This window comes from Roseateles sp. DAIF2 (assembly GCF_015624425.1).
In the GTDB taxonomy this organism is placed as follows: domain Bacteria; phylum Pseudomonadota; class Gammaproteobacteria; order Burkholderiales; family Burkholderiaceae_C; genus Kinneretia.
In genome coordinates this window covers 813,462-834,583 of the sequence record NZ_CP049919.1, presented here as the reverse complement: position 1 = coordinate 834,583, position 21,122 = coordinate 813,462, and the positions used below count along the sequence as shown (strand labels likewise).

General features: G+C 63.1%; 14 protein-coding genes and 4 tRNA genes. 2 read left to right on the top strand and 16 right to left on the bottom strand.

Translation table 11 applies throughout. The features are described from left to right. Positions 1 to 4: 4 nt before the first annotated feature. From fusA to rpsL, 3 genes are all read right to left on the bottom strand, one after another. On the bottom strand, positions 5 to 2,107 hold the full coding sequence (gene fusA / locus G8A07_RS03905; RefSeq protein ID WP_195795801.1) for an elongation factor G: 2,103 nt from the start codon (positions 2,105 to 2,107) through the stop codon (positions 5 to 7). A gap of 69 nt (positions 2,108 to 2,176) precedes the next feature. Further along, positions 2,177 to 2,647, bottom strand: coding sequence for a 30S ribosomal protein S7 (gene rpsG, locus G8A07_RS03900; protein WP_056194782.1), 471 nt, complete (start codon positions 2,645 to 2,647; stop codon positions 2,177 to 2,179). Between the two features lie 157 nt (positions 2,648 to 2,804). Beyond that, positions 2,805 to 3,182 carry a 30S ribosomal protein S12 gene (gene rpsL / locus G8A07_RS03895; RefSeq protein WP_133605067.1) on the bottom strand — a complete coding sequence of 126 codons (378 nt, stop codon included), beginning with the start codon at positions 3,180 to 3,182 and terminating at the stop codon, positions 2,805 to 2,807. A 202-nt stretch (positions 3,183 to 3,384) separates the two neighbouring features. On the opposite strand from rpsL, the gene G8A07_RS03890 reads away from it, so the two are divergent. Further along, positions 3,385 to 3,822: a putative toxin-antitoxin system toxin component, PIN family gene (locus G8A07_RS03890; protein WP_195795800.1), complete on the top strand. Its 438-nt coding sequence runs from the start codon at positions 3,385 to 3,387 to the stop codon at positions 3,820 to 3,822. An 82-nt stretch (positions 3,823 to 3,904) separates the two neighbouring features. Here the strand turns inward: G8A07_RS03890 and rpoC are convergent, their stop codons facing one another. The 13 genes from rpoC to G8A07_RS03825 all read right to left on the bottom strand — a co-directional run bounded on the left by rpoC (position 3,905) and on the right by G8A07_RS03825 (position 17,994). Beyond that, on the bottom strand, positions 3,905 to 8,125 hold the full coding sequence (gene rpoC, locus G8A07_RS03885; RefSeq protein ID WP_195795799.1) for a DNA-directed RNA polymerase subunit beta': 4,221 nt from the start codon (positions 8,123 to 8,125) through the stop codon (positions 3,905 to 3,907). Positions 8,126 to 8,144: 19 nt separating this feature from the next. Continuing rightward, positions 8,145 to 12,266, bottom strand: coding sequence for a DNA-directed RNA polymerase subunit beta (gene rpoB, locus G8A07_RS03880; RefSeq protein ID WP_195795798.1), 4,122 nt, complete (start codon positions 12,264 to 12,266; stop codon positions 8,145 to 8,147). Positions 12,267 to 12,588: 322 nt separating this feature from the next. Further along, a complete protein-coding gene (rplL, locus tag G8A07_RS03875) occupies positions 12,589 to 12,969 on the bottom strand; it encodes a 50S ribosomal protein L7/L12 (RefSeq protein ID WP_195795797.1) in 381 nt (126 codons plus the stop codon). A 48-nt stretch (positions 12,970 to 13,017) separates the two neighbouring features. After that, positions 13,018 to 13,551 (bottom strand): 50S ribosomal protein L10, encoded by a 534-nt coding sequence (rplJ, locus tag G8A07_RS03870; protein ID WP_195795796.1) that lies wholly within the window; start codon positions 13,549 to 13,551, stop codon positions 13,018 to 13,020. Between the two features lie 280 nt (positions 13,552 to 13,831). Further along, complete coding sequence (gene rplA, locus G8A07_RS03865) at positions 13,832 to 14,539, bottom strand: 50S ribosomal protein L1 (protein ID WP_195795795.1); 708 nt, start codon at positions 14,537 to 14,539, stop codon at positions 13,832 to 13,834. A gap of 2 nt (positions 14,540 to 14,541) precedes the next feature. Then, complete coding sequence (rplK, locus tag G8A07_RS03860) at positions 14,542 to 14,973, bottom strand: 50S ribosomal protein L11 (RefSeq protein WP_195795794.1); 432 nt, start codon at positions 14,971 to 14,973, stop codon at positions 14,542 to 14,544. Between the two features lie 207 nt (positions 14,974 to 15,180). After that, on the bottom strand, positions 15,181 to 15,759 hold the full coding sequence (nusG, locus tag G8A07_RS03855; RefSeq protein WP_195795793.1) for a transcription termination/antitermination protein NusG: 579 nt from the start codon (positions 15,757 to 15,759) through the stop codon (positions 15,181 to 15,183). 10 nt (positions 15,760 to 15,769) lie between these two features. Next, on the bottom strand, positions 15,770 to 16,153 hold the full coding sequence (gene secE / locus G8A07_RS03850) for a preprotein translocase subunit SecE (RefSeq protein ID WP_195795792.1): 384 nt from the start codon (positions 16,151 to 16,153) through the stop codon (positions 15,770 to 15,772). 132 nt (positions 16,154 to 16,285) lie between these two features. After that, a tRNA-Trp gene (locus tag G8A07_RS03845) sits at positions 16,286 to 16,361 on the bottom strand. A 16-nt stretch (positions 16,362 to 16,377) separates the two neighbouring features. Beyond that, positions 16,378 to 17,568, bottom strand: coding sequence for an elongation factor Tu (tuf, locus tag G8A07_RS03840; RefSeq protein WP_195795791.1), 1,191 nt, complete (start codon positions 17,566 to 17,568; stop codon positions 16,378 to 16,380). Positions 17,569 to 17,610: 42 nt separating this feature from the next. After that, positions 17,611 to 17,685: transfer RNA gene (locus G8A07_RS03835), tRNA-Thr, on the bottom strand. Between the two features lie 80 nt (positions 17,686 to 17,765). Beyond that, positions 17,766 to 17,839: transfer RNA gene (locus G8A07_RS03830), tRNA-Gly, on the bottom strand. A 69-nt stretch (positions 17,840 to 17,908) separates the two neighbouring features. Continuing rightward, positions 17,909 to 17,994 (bottom strand) — tRNA-Tyr (locus tag G8A07_RS03825). Positions 17,995 to 18,475: 481 nt separating this feature from the next. On the opposite strand from G8A07_RS03825, the gene G8A07_RS03820 reads away from it, so the two are divergent. Further along, positions 18,476 to 21,085 (top strand): TonB-dependent receptor, encoded by a 2,610-nt coding sequence (locus G8A07_RS03820; RefSeq protein ID WP_213086232.1) that lies wholly within the window; start codon positions 18,476 to 18,478, stop codon positions 21,083 to 21,085. The last annotated feature ends 37 nt before the right edge of the window (positions 21,086 to 21,122 follow it).

The window sequence follows — 21,122 nt, the reverse complement described above, 5'->3', positions numbered from 1 at the left end:
TTTTTTACTTGGCGCGCGCCGTGATGATGGCCTCGGCGACGTTCTTCGGCGCCTCGCTGTAGTGCTTGAACTCCATCGTGTAGGTGGCGCGGCCTTGCGTGGCCGAGCGCAGCGAGGTGGAGTAGCCGAACATTTCGCTCAGCGGCACTTCGGCCTTGATGACCTTGCCACCGCCGACCATGTCGTCCATGCCTTGCACCATGCCGCGACGGCTGGACAGATCGCCCATCACGTTGCCGGCGTAGTCTTCCGGGGTCTCGACTTCCACGGCCATCATCGGCTCCAGGATCACCGGGCTGGCGCGGCGGCAGGCTTCCTTGAAACCCATCGAGGCGGCCATCTTGAAGGCGTTTTCGTTCGAGTCGACGTCATGGTAGGAACCGAAGGTCAGCGTGACCTTGACGTCCACCACCGGGAAGCCGGCCAGCACGCCGTTCGGCAGGGAGTCGATGACGCCCTTCTCGACCGCGGGGATGAATTCGCGAGGAACCACGCCACCCTTGATGGCGTCAACGAACTCGAAGCCGGTGCCCGGCTCCTGCGGCTCGATGGTCAGCACGACGTGGCCGTACTGACCCTTGCCGCCGGACTGACGCACGAACTTGCCTTCGACGTCGGTCGCGGTCTTGCGGATGGTCTCGCGGTAGGCCACCTGCGGCTTGCCGACGTTGGCTTCCACGCCGAACTCGCGCTTCATGCGGTCGACGATGATTTCCAGATGCAGCTCGCCCATGCCCGAGATGATGGTCTGGCCCGACTCTTCATCGGTGCGCAGACGGAAGGACGGGTCCTCCTTGGCCAGACGGCCCAGGGCGATACCCATCTTTTCTTGGTCGGCCTTGGTCTTGGGCTCGACGGCCTGCGAGATCACCGGCTCGGGGAAGACCATCTTTTCCAGCGTCACGATCGAGTCGGGATCGCACAGGGTCTCACCGGTGGTGACTTCCTTCAGGCCCACGCAGGCGGCGATGTCGCCCGCCAGAATTTCCGAGATTTCTTCACGCTGGTTGGCGTGCATCTGCAGAATCCGGCCGATACGCTCCTTCTTGCCCTTGATCGGGTTGTAGACGGAGTCGCCCGACTTCAGCACGCCCGAGTAGACGCGCACGAAGGTCAGCTGGCCGACATACGGGTCGGTCATCAGCTTGAAGGCCAGCGCGGCGAACTTCTCGGCATCGTCGGCCTTGCGGCTGACGACGGCGCCGTTGTCATCGGTACCTTCCACCGGGGGAATGTCCACCGGCGAGGGCAGGAAGTCGATCACGGCGTCCAGCATGCGCTGCACGCCCTTGTTCTTGAAGGCGGTGCCGCACAGCATCGGCTGGATCTCGGTGGCGATGGTGCGGGTGCGGATCGCCAGCTTGATCTCTTCCTCGCTCAGTTCGCCCGACTCGAGGTACTTGTTCATCAGCTCTTCGCTGGCTTCGGCGGCAGCCTCGACCATCTTCTCGCGCCATTCCGCGGCCACGGCCTGCAGATCGGCGGGGATGTCGTGGTATTCGAACTTCATGCCCTGCGAGGCCTCATCCCACAGGATGGCCTTCATCTTGATCAGGTCCACGACGCCCTTGAAGTTGTCTTCGGCGCCGATGGGGATCACGATGGGCACGGGGTTGGCCTTCAGGCGGGTCTTCATCTGGTCGACGACCTTGAAGAAGTTCGCGCCGGTGCGGTCCATCTTGTTCACGAAGGCAAGACGTGGCACCTTGTACTTGTTGGCCTGGCGCCAGACGGTTTCCGACTGGGGCTGCACGCCACCCACGGCGCAATAGACCATGCAGGCGCCGTCCAGCACGCGCATCGAGCGCTCGACCTCGATCGTGAAGTCGACGTGCCCGGGGGTGTCGATGATGTTGAAGCGGTGCTCGGGATAGGACAGGTCCATGCCCTTCCAGAAGCAGGTCGTCGCGGCCGACGTGATGGTGATGCCGCGCTCTTGCTCCTGTTCCATCCAGTCCATCGTCGCGGCGCCATCATGCACCTCGCCGATCTTGTGGTTCACGCCGGTGTAGAACAGGATGCGCTCGGTCGTCGTGGTCTTGCCGGCATCGATGTGCGCCGAGATACCGATATTGCGGTAGCGCTCGATGGGGGTCTTGCGGGACATGGTGTCACTCCAAATGCAGTGAGCCGCCGGCAGGTCGGTAGAAACCCGCGGCGGCTGGAACGAGGTGGTTTAGAAGCGGAAGTGCGAGAAGGCCTTGTTGGCCTCGGCCATACGGTGCACTTCGTCGCGCTTCTTCATCGCACCGCCGCGGCCTTCAGCGGCCTCCAGCAGTTCGTTGGCCAGACGCTGGGCCATCGACTTCTCACCGCGCTTGCGGGCCGATTCCTTCAGCCAACGCATGGCCAGAGCCATCCGGCGGACGGGACGAACTTCCACGGGAACTTGGTAGTTCGCACCGCCGACACGGCGGGACTTCACTTCGACCATGGGCTTCACGTTGTTCAGGGCGACCATGAACACTTCCAGCGGGTCCTTGCCGATCTTCTTCTCGACCTGCTCAAGGGCACCGTAGATGATGCGCTCGGCGACGGCCTTCTTGCCCGATTCCATGATGACGTTCATGAACTTGGACAGATCAACGGAACCGAACTTCGGGTCCGGCAGGATCTCGCGCTTGGGTACTTCGCGACGACGTGGCATGGGAATCTTCCTCTTGCTTCAGTTGGCTTGCGCCTTGGACGACCACCGACATCAGGGGCCATCCACTTACTCGGCCGCTGCGCTCCGACTGGGGAGTCGCACGAACCGCAAAAAATCCGGCTCAGCTGAAATGCTGGGCCATGACAACCTGGCTTGATTAGGCCTTCTTCGGACGCTTCGCGCCGTACTTGGAGCGCGATTGCTTGCGATCCTTGACGCCTTGCAGGTCCAGCGAACCGCGCACGATGTGGTAACGCACACCCGGCAAGTCCTTGACACGACCGCCGCGCACCAGCACGACGCTGTGCTCTTGCAGGTTGTGGCCTTCGCCGCCGATGTACGAGATGACCTCGAAACCGTTGGTCAGACGCACCTTGGCGACCTTACGCAGCGCCGAGTTCGGCTTCTTCGGGGTCGTGGTGTAGACGCGGGTGCAGACGCCGCGGCGCTGCGGGCAATTCTGCATTGCCGGCGACTTGGATTTGGTGACCTCGGCTTCGCGGCCGTGGCGCACCAACTGATTGATAGTTGGCATGTAACTTGTTCCCGTTTGAAGTCACTCTCCCCGGCAGAACTGCTCGGAATTGAGCCTCGCCGCTGGACCGGCCACCCGCTACAAAGCCAGGGAAGCCCCATAGCCCAGCGAGCAGACGCACCTAGGGCCTGCTGGAGAGCCTGCGATTGTAGTACACAGCCCGAGTTTTCCACAAGCCGCTGCCTTATGATCGGCGCCCGCCATGCAGACCGAGCCGCCCAAGATCGTCATCGACACCCAGGTCGTCATGGACTGGCTGGTGTTCGGCGACGCCCGCATCGCCCCGCTGGCCGCGGCAATCGAGGCCGGCCGGATCAACTGGATCGGCCGCGAGGCGATGCTGGCCGAACTGCGCCATGTGCTGGGCCGCGGCGTGGCCGCCGCCTGGCAGCCCGACCTGAGCCGCATCGAGCAGGCCTTTTCGGCCCATTGCCAGATGGTGGTCGCCGAGCCGGCGCCGGCGGTGCGCCTGGTCTGCCGCGATCCGGACGACCAGCAGTTCATCGACCTGGCGCTGGCCGAGCGCGCCGCCTGGCTGCTGTCGCGCGACAAGGCCGTGCTGGCCCTTCGTAAGCGTGCGCTCACATTCGGCTTGACCATCGGCACGCCGGAGCTCTGGCTCAAGAGCCAGCCCGCCTAGCCCCCCCCTTCTTCCGCACCGACAAAGAAAAAGCCGCCAGGCCTTGCGACCTGGCGGCTTTGCGCTATGTGGCGCGGGTGGCTTACTCCGCCGAGCCCTCGGCCGGCGCGTCGACGCCAGCCATCTGGGCGGCGGCCAGCTCCTCGGCCTCCTGCATCGCAATGGCGCGGCGCTCGGCGTCGTCCATCGCTTCCTTGGCACGACGGGCGTCGTGGAAGGCCATGCCGGTACCGGCGGGGATCAGGCGGCCGACGATCACGTTCTCCTTCAGACCGCGCAGCTCGTCACGCTTGCCCATGATGGCAGCCTCGGTCAGCACGCGGGTGGTTTCCTGGAAGGAAGCCGCGGAGATGAAGGAGTCGGTCGACAGCGAAGCCTTGGTGATACCCAGCAGCACGTCGGCATGGGTGGCAATCATCTTGCCTTCCTTGCGCATGCGGTCATTGGTATCCAGCAGCTCCGAACGCTCGACCTGCTCGTTCAGGATGTAGTGCGTGTCGCCGGGGTTGGTGATCTGCACGCGGCGCAGCATCTGGCGAACGATCACCTCGATGTGCTTGTCGTTGATCTTCACGCCCTGCAGACGGTACACGTCCTGAACTTCGTCGACGATGTAGCGCGCCAATTCCTCGATGCCCAGCAGGCGCAGGATGTCCTGCGGATCCGCCGCGCCGTCGACGATCAGCTCGCCGCGGTTCACCACCTGGCCTTCGTGCACCAGGATGTTCTTCTCCTTGGGCACCAGCACTTCGTGCTTCTTGCCGTCCGGATCGGTGATCTCCAGTCGCACCTTGCCCTTGGTTTCCTTGCCGAAGGAGACCGTACCGGTCTGCTCGGCCAGCACGCCCACATCCTTGGGCGAACGGGCTTCGAACAGCTCGGCCACGCGCGGCAGACCGCCGGTAATGTCGCGGGTCTTCTGGCCTTCGACCGGAATACGCGCCAGCACCTCGCCGGGGGCCAGATCCTGGCCGTCACGCACCTGGATCAGTGCGCCGACCTGGAAGCCGATCGTCACCGAGTGGTCGGTGCCGGGGATCTTCACCTCGTTGCCGTTGGCATCCAGCAGCTTGACCTGCGGGCGAATGACCTTGGCAGCGCCGCGGCGCTTCGGATCGATCACGACCAGGGTCGACAGACCGGTCACCTCGTCCACCTGCTTGGCGACGGTGACGCCTTCCTCGACGTTCTCGAACTTCGCCTGACCGGCGAACTCGGTAATGATCGGGCGGGTCAGCGGATCCCAGTTCGCCAGGATCAGACCGGCCTTGATGGTCTGGTCGGCCTTGATGTTCAGGATCGCGCCGTACGGCACCTTGTGACGCTCGCGCTCGCGGCCATGCGGGTCGGCAATGATGATTTCGCCGGAACGCGAAATCACCACCAGCTCGCCCTTGCCGTTCGTGACGTAGCGCATCGTGGCGTTGAAGCCGATGATGCCGTCCGACTTGGCTTCGACGCTGGAGGCCACGGCAGCACGCGAGGCGGCACCACCGATGTGGAAGGTACGCATCGTCAGCTGCGTGCCCGGCTCACCGATCGACTGCGCGGCGATCACGCCCACGGCCTCACCGGTGTTGACCAGACCGCCACGACCCAGATCGCGGCCATAGCACTTGGCGCACAGGCCGAAGCGGGTGGCGCAGGTCAGCGGGGTGCGGACCTTGATCTCGTCCACGCCGGCCTGTTCCAGCACGTCCAGGATGTCCTCGTCCAGCATGTCGCCGGCCGGCATCAGCACCGCCTGGGTTTCCGGATGCAGCACGTCGATCGCGGTGACACGGCCCAGCACGCGGTCGCGCAGCGATTCGATCACTTCACCGCCTTCGACCAGGGCGCGCATGGCCATGCCGTTGTCGGTGCCGCAATCGCTCTCGGTGACGACCAGATCCTGGGTCACGTCGACCAGACGACGGGTCAGGTAGCCCGAGTTCGCGGTCTTCAGCGCCGTATCCGCCAGGCCCTTACGGGCACCGTGGGTGGAGATGAAGTACTGCAGAACGTTCAGACCTTCGCGGAAGTTTGCCGTGATGGGCGTCTCGATGATCGAGCCGTCCGGCTTGGCCATCAGGCCCCGCATACCGGCCAGCTGGCGAATCTGGGCCGCGCTACCGCGGGCGCCGGAGTCGGCCATCATGTAGATGGAGTTGAAGGACTCCTGATCCACTTCCTTGCCGTTGCGGTCGATGACCTTCTGCTTGGCGAGCTGGGCCATCATGACCTTGCCCACCTCGTCACCGGTCTTGCCCCAGATGTCGACGACCTTGTTGTAGCGCTCGCCGGCGGTCACCAGGCCCGAGACATACTGCTGCTCGATCTCCTTGACTTCCTTCTCGGCGCGCTCGATCAGCTCGTACTTCTGCTTGGGCACCAGCATGTCGTCCACCGCGATGGAGATGCCGGCGCGCGTGGCGAGCTTGAAACCGCTCTGCAGCAGCTTGTCGGCCAGCACCACGGTTTCCTTCAGGCCGCACTTGCGGAACGAGGTGTTGATCAGGCGCGAGATTTCCTTCTTCTTCAGCGCCTTGTTGATGTTCGAGAACGGCAGGCCCTTGGGCAGGATCTCGCTCAACAAAGCACGGCCGACGGTCGTGTCCACCAACTTGGTCTCGGGGATCCACTCGCCCGTTTCCTTGTTCTTGGTGTACTCGGTCAGGCGCACGCTGATCTTGGCGGTGATTTCCACCACGCCGTTTTCCAGCGCGCGGATGATCTCGGCCACATCGGAGAACACCAGGCCTTCGCCCTTGCCGTTGGTGCGTTCGCGGGTCGCGTAGTACAGACCCAGCACCACGTCTTGCGACGGCACGATCGAGGGTTCGCCGGAGGCCGGGAACAGCACGTTGTTGGAGGCCAGCATCAGGGTGCGGGCTTCCATCTGCGCTTCGATCGACAGCGGCACGTGGACGGCCATCTGGTCACCGTCGAAGTCGGCGTTGAAGGCCGCGCAGACCAGCGGGTGCAGCTGGATCGCCTTGCCTTCGATCAGCACGGGCTCGAAGGCCTGGATGCCCAGACGGTGCAGCGTCGGTGCGCGGTTCAGCAGAACCGGGTGCTCCTTGATGACCTCTTCCAGGATGTCCCAGACCACCGGGGTGCCGGACTCGACTTCCTTCTTCGCGGCCTTGATGGTGGTGGCGATGCCCATCGCCTCCAGGCGCGAGAAGATGAAGGGCTTGAACAGCTCCAGCGCCATCAGCTTGGGCAGACCGCACTGATGCAGCTTCAGGGTCGGGCCCACCACGATGACCGAACGGCCCGAGTAGTCGACACGCTTGCCCAGCAAGTTCTGACGGAAGCGACCGCTCTTGCCCTTGATCATGTCGGCCAGGGACTTCAGCGCGCGCTTGTTCGCGCCGGTCATGGCCTTGCCGCGGCGGCCGTTGTCCAGCAGCGAGTCGACGGCTTCCTGCAGCATGCGCTTTTCGTTGCGCACGATGATCTCGGGGGCCTTCAGTTCCAGCAGGCGAGCCAGACGGTTGTTGCGGTTGATGACGCGACGATAGAGGTCGTTCAGGTCGGAGGTCGCGAAGCGGCCGCCGTCCAGCGGCACCAGCGGACGCAGGTCCGGCGGCAGCACCGGCAGCACGTCCATCACCATCCAGTTCGGCTTGATGCCGGACTTCTTGAAGGCCTCCATGACCTTCAGGCGCTTGGAGTTCTTCTTGACCTTCAGCTCGGAGCCGGTCATGTCGTTGCGCAGGCGATCGATCTCGATGTCGAGATCCATCTCCTCCAGCAGCTTCTTGATGCCCTCGGCGCCCATCAGCGCGACGAACTCGTCACCGAACTCGACGCGCTTCGCGTCGTAGTCGTCCTCGGTCATGATCGAGAACTTCTTCAGCGGGGTCATGCCGGGATCGACCACGACATAGGCTTCGAAGTACAGCACGCGCTCGATGTCGCGCAGGGTCATGTCGAGCACCAGGCCCAGACGCGACGGCAGCGACTTCAGGAACCAGATGTGCGCACAGGGCGCGGCCAGGTCGATGTGGCCCATGCGGTCACGACGGACCTTGGTCTGGGTCACTTCGACGCCGCACTTCTCGCAGATCACGCCGCGGTGCTTCAGGCGCTTGTACTTGCCGCACAGGCACTCGTAGTCCTTGATCGGGCCGAAGATCTTGGCGCAGAACAGGCCATCACGCTCGGGCTTGAAAGTCCGGTAGTTGATGGTCTCGGGCTTCTTCACCTCGCCGAAGGACCACGAACGGATCTTCTCGGGCGATGCCAGACGGATCGCGATCGCATCGAAATGCTCGTCCGGCGTGAATTGCTTGAACAGGTCCAGCAAACCTTTCATGTGTCTCTCCTGTTCCTAATTAGTTGCGCTCGAGTTCAATGTCGATGCCAAGGGAACGAATTTCCTTGACCAGGACGTTGAACGATTCCGGCATGCCGGCCTCGATGGCGTGTTCGCCCTTGACGATGGACTCGTACACCTTGGTGCGGCCGTTCACGTCATCGGACTTCACGGTCAGCATTTCCTGCAGGATGTAGGAGGCGCCATAGGCCTCCAGCGCCCACACTTCCATTTCACCGAAACGCTGGCCGCCGAACTGCGCCTTACCACCCAGCGGCTGCTGCGTGACGAGCGAGTACGGGCCGGTCGAGCGGGCGTGCATCTTGTCGTCCACCAGGTGATGCAGCTTCAGCACATGCATGTAGCCGATCGTCGTGGGACGCTCGAACTGCTCGCCGGTGCGGCCGTCAAACAGATAGGCCTGGGTGCGGGTCGGGGTCAGGCCCTTCTTCGCGGCGATGTCGTCCGGGTAGGCCAGCTTCAGCATGCCGCGGATTTCTTCTTCCTTGGCACCGTCGAACACCGGGGTCGCGAACGGCACGCCCTTGGACAGGTTGTGCGCCATCTCGACGACTTCGGTATCGCTCAGCTCGTCCAGGTTCTCGCTCTTGCCGCCGCTCTGGTTGTAGAGCTCGTCGAAGAACTTGCGCAGTTCGGCCGCCTTGGCCTGCTGCTGCAGCATGTCGCCGATGCGCTGGCCGATGCCCTTGCCGGCCCAGCCCAGATGCACTTCCAGCACCTGACCCACGTTCATCCGCGACGGGACGCCCAGCGGGTTCAGCACGATGTCGGCGGGCGTGCCGTCGGCCATGTAGGGCATGTCTTCGATCGGGGTGATCTTGGACACGACGCCCTTGTTGCCGTGACGGCCGGCCATCTTGTCGCCGGGCTGCAGGCGGCGCTTGACGGCCAGGTAAACCTTGACCATCTTCAGCACGCCGGCCGGCAGTTCGTCGCCCTGCGTCAGCTTCTTGCGCTTCTCCTCAAACGCCAGGTCGAACGAGTGGCGGGTCTGCTCCAGCGAGTTCTTGATCGATTCCAGCTGGTTGGCCACGTCGTCCTCGGCCGGACGGATGTCGAACCAGTGGAACTTCTCGACGCCGGACAGATAGGCCTTGTCGATGACCGTGCCCTTGGCGATCTTCTGCGGGCCGCCGTTGGCGACCTTGCCGATCAGCAGCTTCTCGATACGGTCGAAGGCGTCGGCCTCGACGATGCGCAGTTGGTCGTTCAGGTCCAGGCGGAAGCGCTTCAGCTCGTCGTCGATGATCTGCTGGGCGCGCTTGTCGCGCTGGATGCCTTCGCGGGTGAAGACCTGCACATCGATCACGGTACCGTTGGTGCCCTGATCCACACGCAGCGAGGTGTCCTTCACGTCGGAAGCCTTCTCGCCGAAGATCGCGCGCAGCAGCTTCTCTTCCGGCGTCAGGGTCGTCTCGCCCTTGGGCGTGACCTTGCCGACCAGCACGTCGCCGGGGTTCACCTCGGCGCCGATGTAGACGATGCCCGACTCGTCCAGGCGGGCCAGTTGCTGCTCGCTCAGGTTCGGGATGTCGCGCGTGATTTCTTCGCTGCCCAGCTTGGTGTCGCGGGCCATCACGACGAGTTCTTCGATGTGGATCGAGGTGTAGCGGTCTTCGGCCACCACGCGCTCGCTGATCAGGATCGAATCCTCGAAGTTGTAGCCGTTCCAGGGCATGAAGGCCACCAGCATGTTCTGGCCCAGGGCCAGCTCACCGATGTCCGTCGAGGCGCCGTCGGCGATGATGTCCTCGGCCGCCACCTTGTCCCCGCGGCGCACGATCGGGCGCTGGTGGATGTTGGTGTTCTGGTTGCTACGCTGATACTTGATCAGGTTGTAGATGTCCACGCCGACTTCGCCGGCCACGGTCTCGTTGTCGTTGACGCGGATCACGATACGGTTCGTGTCCACATAGTCGACCACGCCGCCGCGGCGCGCCGCGACCACCGTGCCCGAGTCCTTGGCCGCGACGCGCTCGACGCCGGTACCGACCATGGCCTTCTCGGGACGCAGCGTCGGCACGGCCTGACGCTGCATGTTGGCGCCCATCAATGCGCGGTTCGCATCATCGTGCTCGAGGAAGGGCACCAGCGAGGCCGCCACCGACACGATCTGCGTCGGCGCCACGTCCATGTACTGGATGCGCTCCGGCGAGGTCAGCATCGAGTCGCCCTTTTCGCGCGCCGACACCAGCTCGTCGATCAGCAGGCCCTGCTCGTTCAGCGAGGCGTTGGCCTGCGCGATCACGTACTTGCCTTCTTCGATGGCCGACAGGTAGTCGATCTGGTCGGTCACCTTGCCGTCCACCACGCGGCGGTACGGGGTCTCCAGGAAGCCGTACTCGTTGAGCTGAGCGAACAGCGCCAGCGAGTTGATCAGACCGATGTTCGGGCCTTCCGGCGTTTCGATCGGGCAGACGCGGCCGTAGTGGGTCGGGTGCACGTCGCGGACTTCGAAGCCGGCGCGCTCGCGGGTCAGACCGCCCGGGCCCAGGGCCGAGACGCGACGCTTGTGCGTGATCTCGGACAGCGGGTTGGTCTGGTCCATGAACTGCGACAGCTGCGATGCACCGAAGAACTCCTTCAGCGCCGCGGAGATCGGCTTGGAGTTGATCAGGTCGTGCGGCATCAGGGCTTCGGTCTCGGCCTGGCCCAGACGCTCCTTGACAGCCTTCTCGATACGGGCCAGGCCCGAACGGTACTGGTTCTCGGCCAGTTCGCCGACGCAGCGCACGCGACGGTTGCCCAGGTGGTCGATGTCATCGACCTCGCCGCGGCCATTGCGCAGCTCGACCAGGATCTTGACGACGTCGAGGATGTCCTCGTTCGACAAGTTCATATTGCCTTCCGGCGTGTCGCGGCCCACGCGGGCGTTGAACTTCATCCGGCCGACGCGGCTCAGGTCGTAGGTGTCGGTGCTGTAGAACAGGCGGTTGAACAGCGCTTCGACCGCATCTTCCGTCGGCGGCTCGCCGGGGCGCATCATGCGGTAGATCGCGACGCGCGCGGCCAGCTGGTCGGCGGTCTCGTCCGAGGCCAGGGTCTGGCTGATGTAGGCGCCTTCGTCCAGCTCGTTGGTGAACAGGACCTGGATGTCCTTGATGCCGGCCTGACGCAGCTTCTTCAGCAGCGAGTCGGTCAGCTCGTCATTGGCCTTGGCGATGATCTCGCCGGTGTCGCCGTCGACCATGTTCTTGGCCAGCACGCGGCCCAGGAGGAAATCCTCCGGCACGGTGACATGCTGGGTGCCGCTCTGCTCGAGCTGGCGCACATGGCGGGCGGTAATGCGCTTGTCCTTCTCGACCAGGACATTGCCGCTCTTGTCGGTAATGTCGAAGCGGGCGACCTCGCCCTTCAGGCGGTCGGCCACGAACTCCATCTGGGCACCGGAGTCCATCAGACGGAAGTTGTCGAACACGAAGAAGTGGGCCAGGATCTGCTCGGGGTTCAGGCCGATGGCCTTGAGCAGGATCGTGACCGGCATCTTGCGGCGGCGGTCGACGCGGAAGTACAGGATGTCCTTCGGGTCGAACTCGAAGTCCAGCCAGGAACCGCGGTAGGGGATGATGCGGGCCGAGAACAGCAGCTTGCCGGACGAGTGGGTCTTGCCCTTGTCGTGCTCGAAGAACACGCCGGGCGAGCGGTGCAGCTGCGAGACGATGACGCGCTCGGTGCCGTTGACGATGAAGGAGCCGTAGTCGGTCATCAGGGGCACTTCGCCCATGTAGACCTCTTGCTCCTTGATTTCCTTGACCGTCTTGGCCTGCGGGCTCTCACGGTCGTAAATGATCATCTGCAGGCGCGCGCGCACGGCGGCTGCATAGGTCAGGCCACGCTGCTGGCATTCGCGGGTGTCGAACGGCGGCTTGGCGATGTTGAATTCGAGGAACTTCATCTCCACGAAACCGTTGTGCGAAACAATCGGGAACGCGGACAGGAAGGCAGCCTGCAGGCCTTCGGGCTTGCGTTTGGCTGGGGGGACGTCTTTTTGCAGGAAGGCGACGTACGAGTCCTTCTGCATGGTCAGCAAATAGGGAACGTTGAGAACGCTCTCGCGCTTGCCGAAGCTCTTGCGGATACGCTTGCGCTCGGTATAGCTGTAGGGGGTTGTTTGCGCCATAAACACTCCGTGTCGAGAGCCCATCCCTGGCCGTGGAACGGGCTTCGTCGGCGACTGGCTATTCGGACATTGCGCCCGAAGCTTGGTGGTTGGCCACTACCAACCGCTGGCGGACAACCCTGGCATTGCACCAAGGCCCGACCAAACCGGCTCTCTGCAGTCGGATCAGAGAACACTTGAAAGAACCGCGCATCATACCGCGATGCCGGCTCTTTCAACTGCCCTCAAGGGGACTTACCCTAGACGACGAAAGGGGAGGCCCTCGCAGGCCACCCCTCTCGCAGTGGAGCCGGGCACGAAACCCGAGCTCCCCGAAGTCGAATTACTTGAGTTCGACCTTGGCGCCGGCTTCTTCCAGCTTCTTCTTGGCGGCTTCGGCATCGGCCTTGGCAACACCTTCCTTGACGGGCTTCGGAGCGCCGTCGACCAGGTCCTTGGCTTCCTTCAGGCCCAGGCCGGTGATTTCGCGGACGGCCTTGATGACGCCGACCTTGTTCGAACCGGCTTCGGTCAGGACGACCGTGAATTCGGTCTTCTCTTCAGCAGCGGCAGCAGCGCCGCCAGCAGCGCCACCGGCGGCCGGAGCAGCCATCGAAGCGGCGGACACGCCGAACTTCTCTTCAATTGCCTTGACCAGATCGTTCAGTTCCAGAACGGTCATGCTGTCCAGAGCGGCCAGGAATGCGTCTTTATCGAATGCCATGATAGTTTCCTAAATACAGATTGATTGCTTGCGCGTTGAACGCGTCGATCAGGCAGCAGCCGGGGCTTCGGCAGCGGCTTCCGGAGAAGCGGCACCTTCGCCACGTTTTGCAGCCAGGGCTGCCAGCACGGCCGCGGTGCGCTGCACCGGCGACTTGAGCAGGCCGGCGATTTGCGACAGCAGCACTTCCTTGCTCGGAACAGCCGCCAGCGCCTTCACGCCGTTGACGTCCAGAGCTTTGCCGCCGTAGGCACCACCCTTGATGACGAGCTTGTCGTTACCCTTGGCAAAGTCAGCAATGACTTTGGCCGCAGCGACTGCGTCTTCCGAAAAGCCGTAGATCAGCGGGCCGACCATGCTCTCCGAGGCCACCTCGAACGAGGTGCCGGCGACGGCGCGACGGGCCAGGGTGTTCTTCAGCACGTGAAGATAGACACCCTTGGAACGTGCGTCGACGCGCAGCTTGTTCAAGGCTTCCACGGTGAGGCCACGGTACTCGGCCAGCGCCAGCGTCTGGGCCTTGGCAGCTTGCGCTGCCACGTCCGACACGACGGCTGCTTTCTCGTTGCGATTGAGACTCAAGGTCTACTCCTCACATTACGCCCTCGGCCTTGCGGCTTCGGGCACCGGATTTCAGCGAGACCTCTGTCAGGAAACCACCCCGGTCGCCCGGGGCACCCATCCTTTCAGCGGGACCGCCATCTGCGCTGGCCGAAAGCCGGAGCCTTCGATTAAGCGTCGCCTCCCCGTACTGCGGAGGCTTTTCGCCAGCGGTCTTGGATGACCTGAGCCGGTTGCCCGGCTCAGCCCACCAATTCATCAGCGCGACGCCAGACTCGCGTCACGCCTCATCTGAAATGCCTTAGGCCGCGGCCGAGGCGTTGATCGAGGCGATTTCCACGCGGGCGCCGACGCCCATGGTGGAAGACACGGCGACCTTGCGCAGGTAGACACCCTTGCTCGATGCCGGCTTGGCCTTGTTCAGGGCCTCGATCAGCGCGCGCAGGTTGCCTTCCAGCTTGTCGGTGTCGAACGAGCGACGGCCGATGGTGCCGTGGATGATGCCGGCCTTGTCAACGCGGAACTGGACCTGGCCAGCCTTGGCGTTCTTGACGGCGGTGGCGACGTCCGGGGTCACGGTGCCGACCTTCGGGTTCGGCATCAGGCCGCGCGGGCCCAGGATCTGACCCAGGGTACCGACGATGCGCATCGTGTCGGGCGAGGCGATCACCACGTCGAAGGGCATGTCGCCGGCCTTGACGCGCTCGGCCAGGTCTTCCATGCCGACCACGTCGGCGCCGGCAGCCTTGGCTTCCTCGGCCTTGGCGCCTTGGGCGAACACGGCGACGCGCTTGGTCTTGCCGGTGCCGTTGGGCAGCACGACGGCGCCACGAACGACCTGGTCAGACTTCTTGGCATCGATGCCCAGTTGCACGGCAACGTCGATCGACTCGTCGAACTTGGCGGTGGCCAGACCCTTCACCAGTTCCAGGGCTTCACCCAGGCCGTACAGCTTGGTCGTCTCGACCTTGCCAGCCAGAGCCTTTTGCTTCTTCGTCAGCTTTGCCATGATCAGACGCCTTCCACGATGATGCCCATCGAGCGGGCGGAACCGGCGATCGTGCGAACGCCAGCGTCCAGATCAGCAGCGGTCAGGTCCTTCTGCTTGGTCTTGACGATCTCTTCCAGCTGGGCGCGGGTCAACTTGCCAACCTTGTCCAGATGCGGGCGCTGCGAGCCCTTTTCGATCTTGGCAGCCTTCTTCAGCAGCACGGTCGCCGGGGGCGACTTGATGATGAAGGTGAAGCTCTTGTCCGCGAAGGCGGTGATCACCACCGGCAGCTTCATGCCCGGCTCATAGCCCTGCGTCTGGGCGTTGAACGCCTTGCAGAATTCCATGATGTTCAGGCCGCGCTGACCCAGCGCGGGACCGACCGGCGGCGAAGGATTTGCCTTGCCGGCCGGGATTTGCAGCTTGATGAAGCCGACAATCTTCTTGGCCATGTTTTCTCCTAGAAGCGCCGCGGCGGCCTCGCCGCTGCGCCTGAGTGCTAGCGCGAAGGACTGGGACCTGGGCCTTTACCTTCGCTCCTCTTGTCCGCCTCTCGTTGCGGACTGACTACGGGCAGCTTTGGGGCAGCTGCCAGACCCGAAACCTTTTGGCTTCGAGGTCTCGCGACCTCTCGCCGGAAGGTCTAAAGACTGACGTCTTTAGACCTTCTCAACCTGACCGAAGTCCAGCTCGACCGGCGTGGCGCGGCCGAAGATCGTGACCGAGACGCGCACCTTGGACTTGTCGTAGTTGACTTCCTCGATCGCACCGTTGAAGTCGGTGAACGGACCTTCCTTGACGCGCACGATCTCGCCCACCGTCCACTCGACCTTGGGCCGGGGCTTCTCGATGCCTTCTTGCATCTGGTTGACGATCTTCATCACCTCGGCTTCCGAGATCGGGGCCGGGCGATTCTTCGCGCCGCCGACGAAACCGGTCACCTTGGAGGTGTGCTTGACCAGATGCCAGCTGTCGTCGTCCATCACCATCTCGACCAGCACATAGCCGGGGAAGAAACGGCGTTCGGTAACGGCCTTCTTGCCGTTCTTCAGCTCGACGACCTCTTCGGTCGGCACCAGGATGCGACCAAACTTGTCCTGCATGCCGGCGCGATCGATGCGCTCGCGCAGATTGCGCTCGACGGCCTTCTCCATGCCCGAATAGGCGTGGACCACGTACCAGCGCTTGGGCAGGCCGGCCGGGGCGGCGCTCTCGACGACGTTCTGTTCTTCGCTCATGTCTTCCTCTTCAGCGCTTCCAGCCCAGGACCAGGTCGTACAACACCCATTCCAGCGTCTTGTCGGTCAGCCACAGGAACAGGGCCATCACCACGACGAAGGCGAACACATACAGCGTCATCTGGCGCGCCTCCTTGTGCGTCGGCCAGACCACCTTGCGGACTTCCTTGATCGAGTCCTGACCGTAGGCGATCAGCGACTTGCCGGATTCCGAGGTAAAGAAGGCCGCAACGGACGCAGCCAGCAGCAGCAGCAGCGCCGCCCACTGGGCGAGCGCGCCCTGCTTGGCCAGCGCGTAATAGGCCACCAAGGCGCCGACCAGCAGGATGACCGCGCCGGCCAGCTTGACCTTGTCAGCGCCGGTCGTGACCGTTTCGACTTGAGGATTGGACATTGATGCTTCTCTTGAATCTGCCGAGCGGCCCTTCACACGAAAGACCCATCAGCAGCAAAGCCCGCCGGGATCGACTCCCGCGGGCTGCTTGCTTGGCCACTGGAACCAGCGATTATCGCTGATGATTTTCGCTGGCAGGGGCAGAGGGTCTCGAACCCCCAACCTTCGGTTTTGGAGACCGACGCTCTGCCAATTGAGCTATGCCCCTGTGGCCTTCTTAAAACTTAGGCGATGATGGTCGCGACGACGCCGGAGCCGACGGTACGGCCGCCTTCACGGATGGCGAAGCGCAGGCCTTCTTCCATGGCGATCGGAGCGATCAGCTTCACGGTGATGCTGACGTTGTCGCCAGGCATGACCATTTCCTTGTCCTTCGGCAGCTCGACAGCACCGGTCACGTCCGTGGTACGGAAGTAGAACTGGGGACGGTAGTTGTTGAAGAACGGGGTGTGACGGCCGCCCTCTTCCTTGCTCAGAACATAGATCTCAGCGGTGAAGTGGGTGTGCGGCTTGATCGAGCCGGGCTTGGCCAGCACTTGGCCGCGCTCGACGTCTTCACGCTTGGTGCCGCGCAGCAGGATACCGACGTTGTCGCCGGCTTGACCCTGGTCCAGCAGCTTGCGGAACATTTCCACGCCGGTAACGGTGGTCTTCTGCACGTCGCGGATACCGACGATTTCGATTTCCTCGCCGACCTTGATGATGCCGCGCTCGACGCGACCGGTCACCACGGTGCCACGGCCCGAGATCGAGAACACGTCTTCCACCGGCAGCAGGAAGGCGCCGTCCACGGCACGCTCAGGCTGGGGGATGTAGGTGTCCAGGGCTTCGGCCAGACGCATGATGGCCTGCTCGCCCAGGTCGCCCGTGTCGCCTTCCAGCGCCAGCTTGGCCGAACCCTTGACGATCGGGGTGTCGTCGCCCGGGAAGTCGTACTTCGACAGGAGCTCGCGCACTTCCATTTCGACCAGCTCGAGCAGCTCGGCGTCGTCAACCATGTCGCACTTGTTCAGGAAGACGATGATGTACTTCACGCCGACCTGACGCGCCAGCAGGATGTGCTCGCGGGTCTGGGGCATCGGGCCGTCAGCGGCCGAGCACACCAGGATCGCGCCGTCCATCTGGGCGGCACCGGTGATCATGTTCTTGACGTAGTCGGCGTGGCCCGGGCAGTCCACGTGAGCGTAGTGGCGGTTGGCCGTTTCGTACTCGACGTGGGCGGTGTTGATCGTGATGCCGCGCGCCTTCTCTTCGGGAGCCGCGTCGATCTGGTCGTAGGCCTTGGCTTCGCCGCCGAACTTCTTCGACAGCACGGTCGCGATCGCAGCCGTCAGCGTGGTCTTGCCGTGGTCAACGTGACCAATCGTGCCCACGTTCACGTGCGGCTTGGTACGTTCAAACTTGCCTTTTGCCATCTTGCGCTCCTGGAGGCGAACAGATCAGAAGAAGGGAATTGGTGGTGCCCATGACGCGGATCGAACGCGTGACCTCTCCCTTACCAAGGGAGTGCTCTACCACTGAGCCACATGGGCATCGGCACGGGTTTGCAGACCTGATCAATCAACAAACCGGTGTCGACACCAGCACAACCAACGTCAATGACACCCATCGCTGGAGCGGGAAACGGGAATCGAACCCGTGTCATTAGCTTGGAAGGCTAAGGTTCTACCATTGAACTACTCCCGCCCGGGAGCATTGACCTCCTGAATTGGCAGACCGATCGCTCGATCTGCCGACTCATTCAATCGTTCGCCTTGGTGGAGGAGGCTGGATTCGAACCAGCGTACGCGTAAGCGGGCAGATTTACAGTCTGCTGCCTTTAACCACTCGGCCACCCCTCCGAAGCGAGCCTACGACTATAGCATAACCAAATTGCGGCGCAAAGCTTTTTTCAAACTTTGCTATCGAGCGGCTTGGGGAAGCCCCACTAGACGCGATTGGCAGCCGTCATTGCAGGCAAGCGCGGGAGTGTAACGCATGCGCCCACCCTTCCCTCCCGGCTCGACCGCATTCAACACCTGCGTGCAGACCAGTTTTGAATACCAGTCCATAACCAGGATCCTGCAAGTCAGGGGCAACGAGCGTGGTTTTCACGTCAGTTAACAGGGAAAACGCGTATCACAACTGGTAGCAAAGTGGCACTACCACAACGTATAGTGGCCTTGCATTGGTTGTATTTGCAGATCCAGTAGAGGCACCAGGCGCATGCCAGTTCGCTGTTCGGTATGAGCTGAGGTTCCGCGTCGCAACAGGCCATCACGAATCCAGGCCACATCGAGGAGCAGTTATATGAAGGTCAGACAGACCCCCATTGCGGCAGCCGTGACAATCACGCTGCTGGCAGCGGCCGGCAGCATCCAGGCGCAGCAGGCCGAACAGAAGAAGCCCGAAGCGGCACAGCTCGACCAGGTGGTGATCACCGGTATCCGCGCGTCGCTGGAAACCGCCGCCAACATCAAGAGGAATGCCACCGCCGTAGTGGATGCCGTGTCCGCTGAGGACGTGGGCAAGCTGCCGGACGCGGACGTCGGCCAGGCGCTGGGTCGCATCCCCGGCATTTCTGTGGGTCGAGCCTTCGGTCAAGGTGCTGCCGTGTCGATCCGCGGTACCGACCCGCAGATGACCTACACCACGCTGAACGGCCAGACCGTCGCGTCTACCGGCTGGTATGACCAGAACGACATCGACCGTTCGTTCAACTACTCGCTGCTGCCCGCCGAGATGATCGGTGGCATGGAGGTCTACAAGTCCTCGCAGGCCAATCTGACCGAAGGCGGCATCGGCGGCACGGTGATCGTCAAGACCCGCAAGCCGCTGGACCTGAAGGCCAACACGGTTTTCGGCACCGTGCGCTACGGCGATGGCACCATCAGCGATCCGGAGAAGGACCTGTCCGGCCTGTACAGCTGGCGCAATGAGGGCCGCAGCTTCGGCGTGCTCGTCGCCGCCGGTATCTCCAAGGGCGACTACATCCGCCGCGGCGTCGAGGCCGACAGTCGCTGGAACGGCGATGTGGCCCCCACCGCCTTTATCCAGGAGCGCAAGCGCACCGCCTTCAACGTCGCGCTGCAAGCGCGCCCGGTCGAAGGCCTGGAACTGGGCCTGAACGTGCTGAAGATGAAGCTGGACGCCAACAGCTCCAACTCCAGCGACTACCTGATGCACGACCCGAACTGCGACAAGCGCAATGCGGCCGTGACGTCGGGGGCCAACCCCAACGGCATCTGCCTGCACAGCACAAGCTCCGCTACCTCCGGCCCGACCAACAAGTTCTTCCAGGTATGGGCCCGTGGCGCCAGCATGGACTCGGACAGCGTCGTCGCCGATGCTCATTACAAGCTCGGCAACGCCAAGTTCGACCTTGTGATCGGCACCACCAAGGCCTCGGGCGGCACCTCGGCCACCGCCAACTACCAGGACAATTCCTGGAACGGCACCTTCAAGCGCCCAGAGTGGAAAGGCACGATCGACGCCACCGGCAAACAGATCCAGATCAACCCCAGCACCGACCAGTCGTGGGGCTTGGGCGCCCTGCCGTCGCAGTTGGCGCCGCAACCCTGGGCCACCTCGGCAGGCCCGAACAAGGACAAGGAAAAGTTCGGCCAGCTCGACGCCACCTTCGACTTGGATTGGGGCGTCATCAGCGCCTTCAAGACCGGCGTTCGCCTGGCAGATCACACTTTTGAGAAGCGCAGCTTCCGCCCGATCTGGAACAGCACGATGACCGCGGCGCCCACCGGCTCGCTGTTCGACGGTTCGGTGGACGTTGGAGGCTGGTCGATCCCGCGCGCCAACGTCAACGCCATGCTGGACAACACTCACAAGAGCATCGCCAGCTGGACTGAGGATCGCTCGGGCTACGGCGAGCTGAACGAGAAGAACCGCGCGGTCTACGGCATGTTCGAGTTCGACACTCAGGGCGTGCGCGGCAACTTCGGCCTGCGCTACATCTCGACCAAGGTCAAGGGCACCGGCTACGCGATCGACAAGACCAACACGTCGCCTAGGGACGGCTGGGACACCAATACAGGCTTCGCCAAGACGAAGGCCACCGTCGACAAGACCTACAACGATGTGCTGCCCAGCCTGAACATCGCCTTCGACCTGCGCAAGGATCTGGTGCTGCGCGCCTCGGCGTCGCAAGCCATCACCCGCCCGAACTTCGCCAACATGTTCCCGGTGACCTTGTCCGGCTTCAACGACGACCGGAAAGACAACGAAACCTGGACGTTCGGTGATGTCGGCCTCAAGCCAATGAAGTCCAGCCAAGCCGATCTCGGCCTGGAGTTCTACTACGGCAAGGGCAATATGGTGTCCGCCGCCTACTTCCTGAAGGACATTTCGAACTTCGTCGTGGCGCGGGTCCAGCAAAACCAACAGATGGGCCTGGTCGATCCGCTGACCCTGAAGGACAACTGGACGGTACAACGCTTCGAGAACGCCGGTGGCGCCACCATCCGCGGTATCGAGCTGCAGATCAACCACGGCTTCAACAACGGTTTCGGTGTCAGCGGCAACTACACCTTCACCGAAGGCAAGGCCCCGGGCAGCAGCTATCTGGACCTGTTGAATGTCTTCACCCAGGCTTCGAAGCACAACGTCAACCTGGTCGGCTACTACGAGAACGAGAGCTACTTCGGTCGCCTGGCCTACAACTGGCGCTCCAAGTACATGATCCGCGAAGGCGCCTTCTGGTACGGCAACCGCATGCATGATGCGTACGGCACGCTCGACGCCAGCCTGGGCTGGAACATCACCAAGAACCTGAAGCTGTCCTTCGAGGCCATCAATCTGACCAAGGAAGATGACGTCCAGTACGGTGCAGCCGCTGCCAACAACCCGAACGTCAAGGATCCGCTGAAGGCCGGCTTCCCGGCCTGGGGCTTCAAGGGCGAGACCACCTACAAGCTGGGCCTGAGCGTCAAGTTCTGATCGACGGACACCCGTCCCCGCGAAAGCCCGGCAGCCG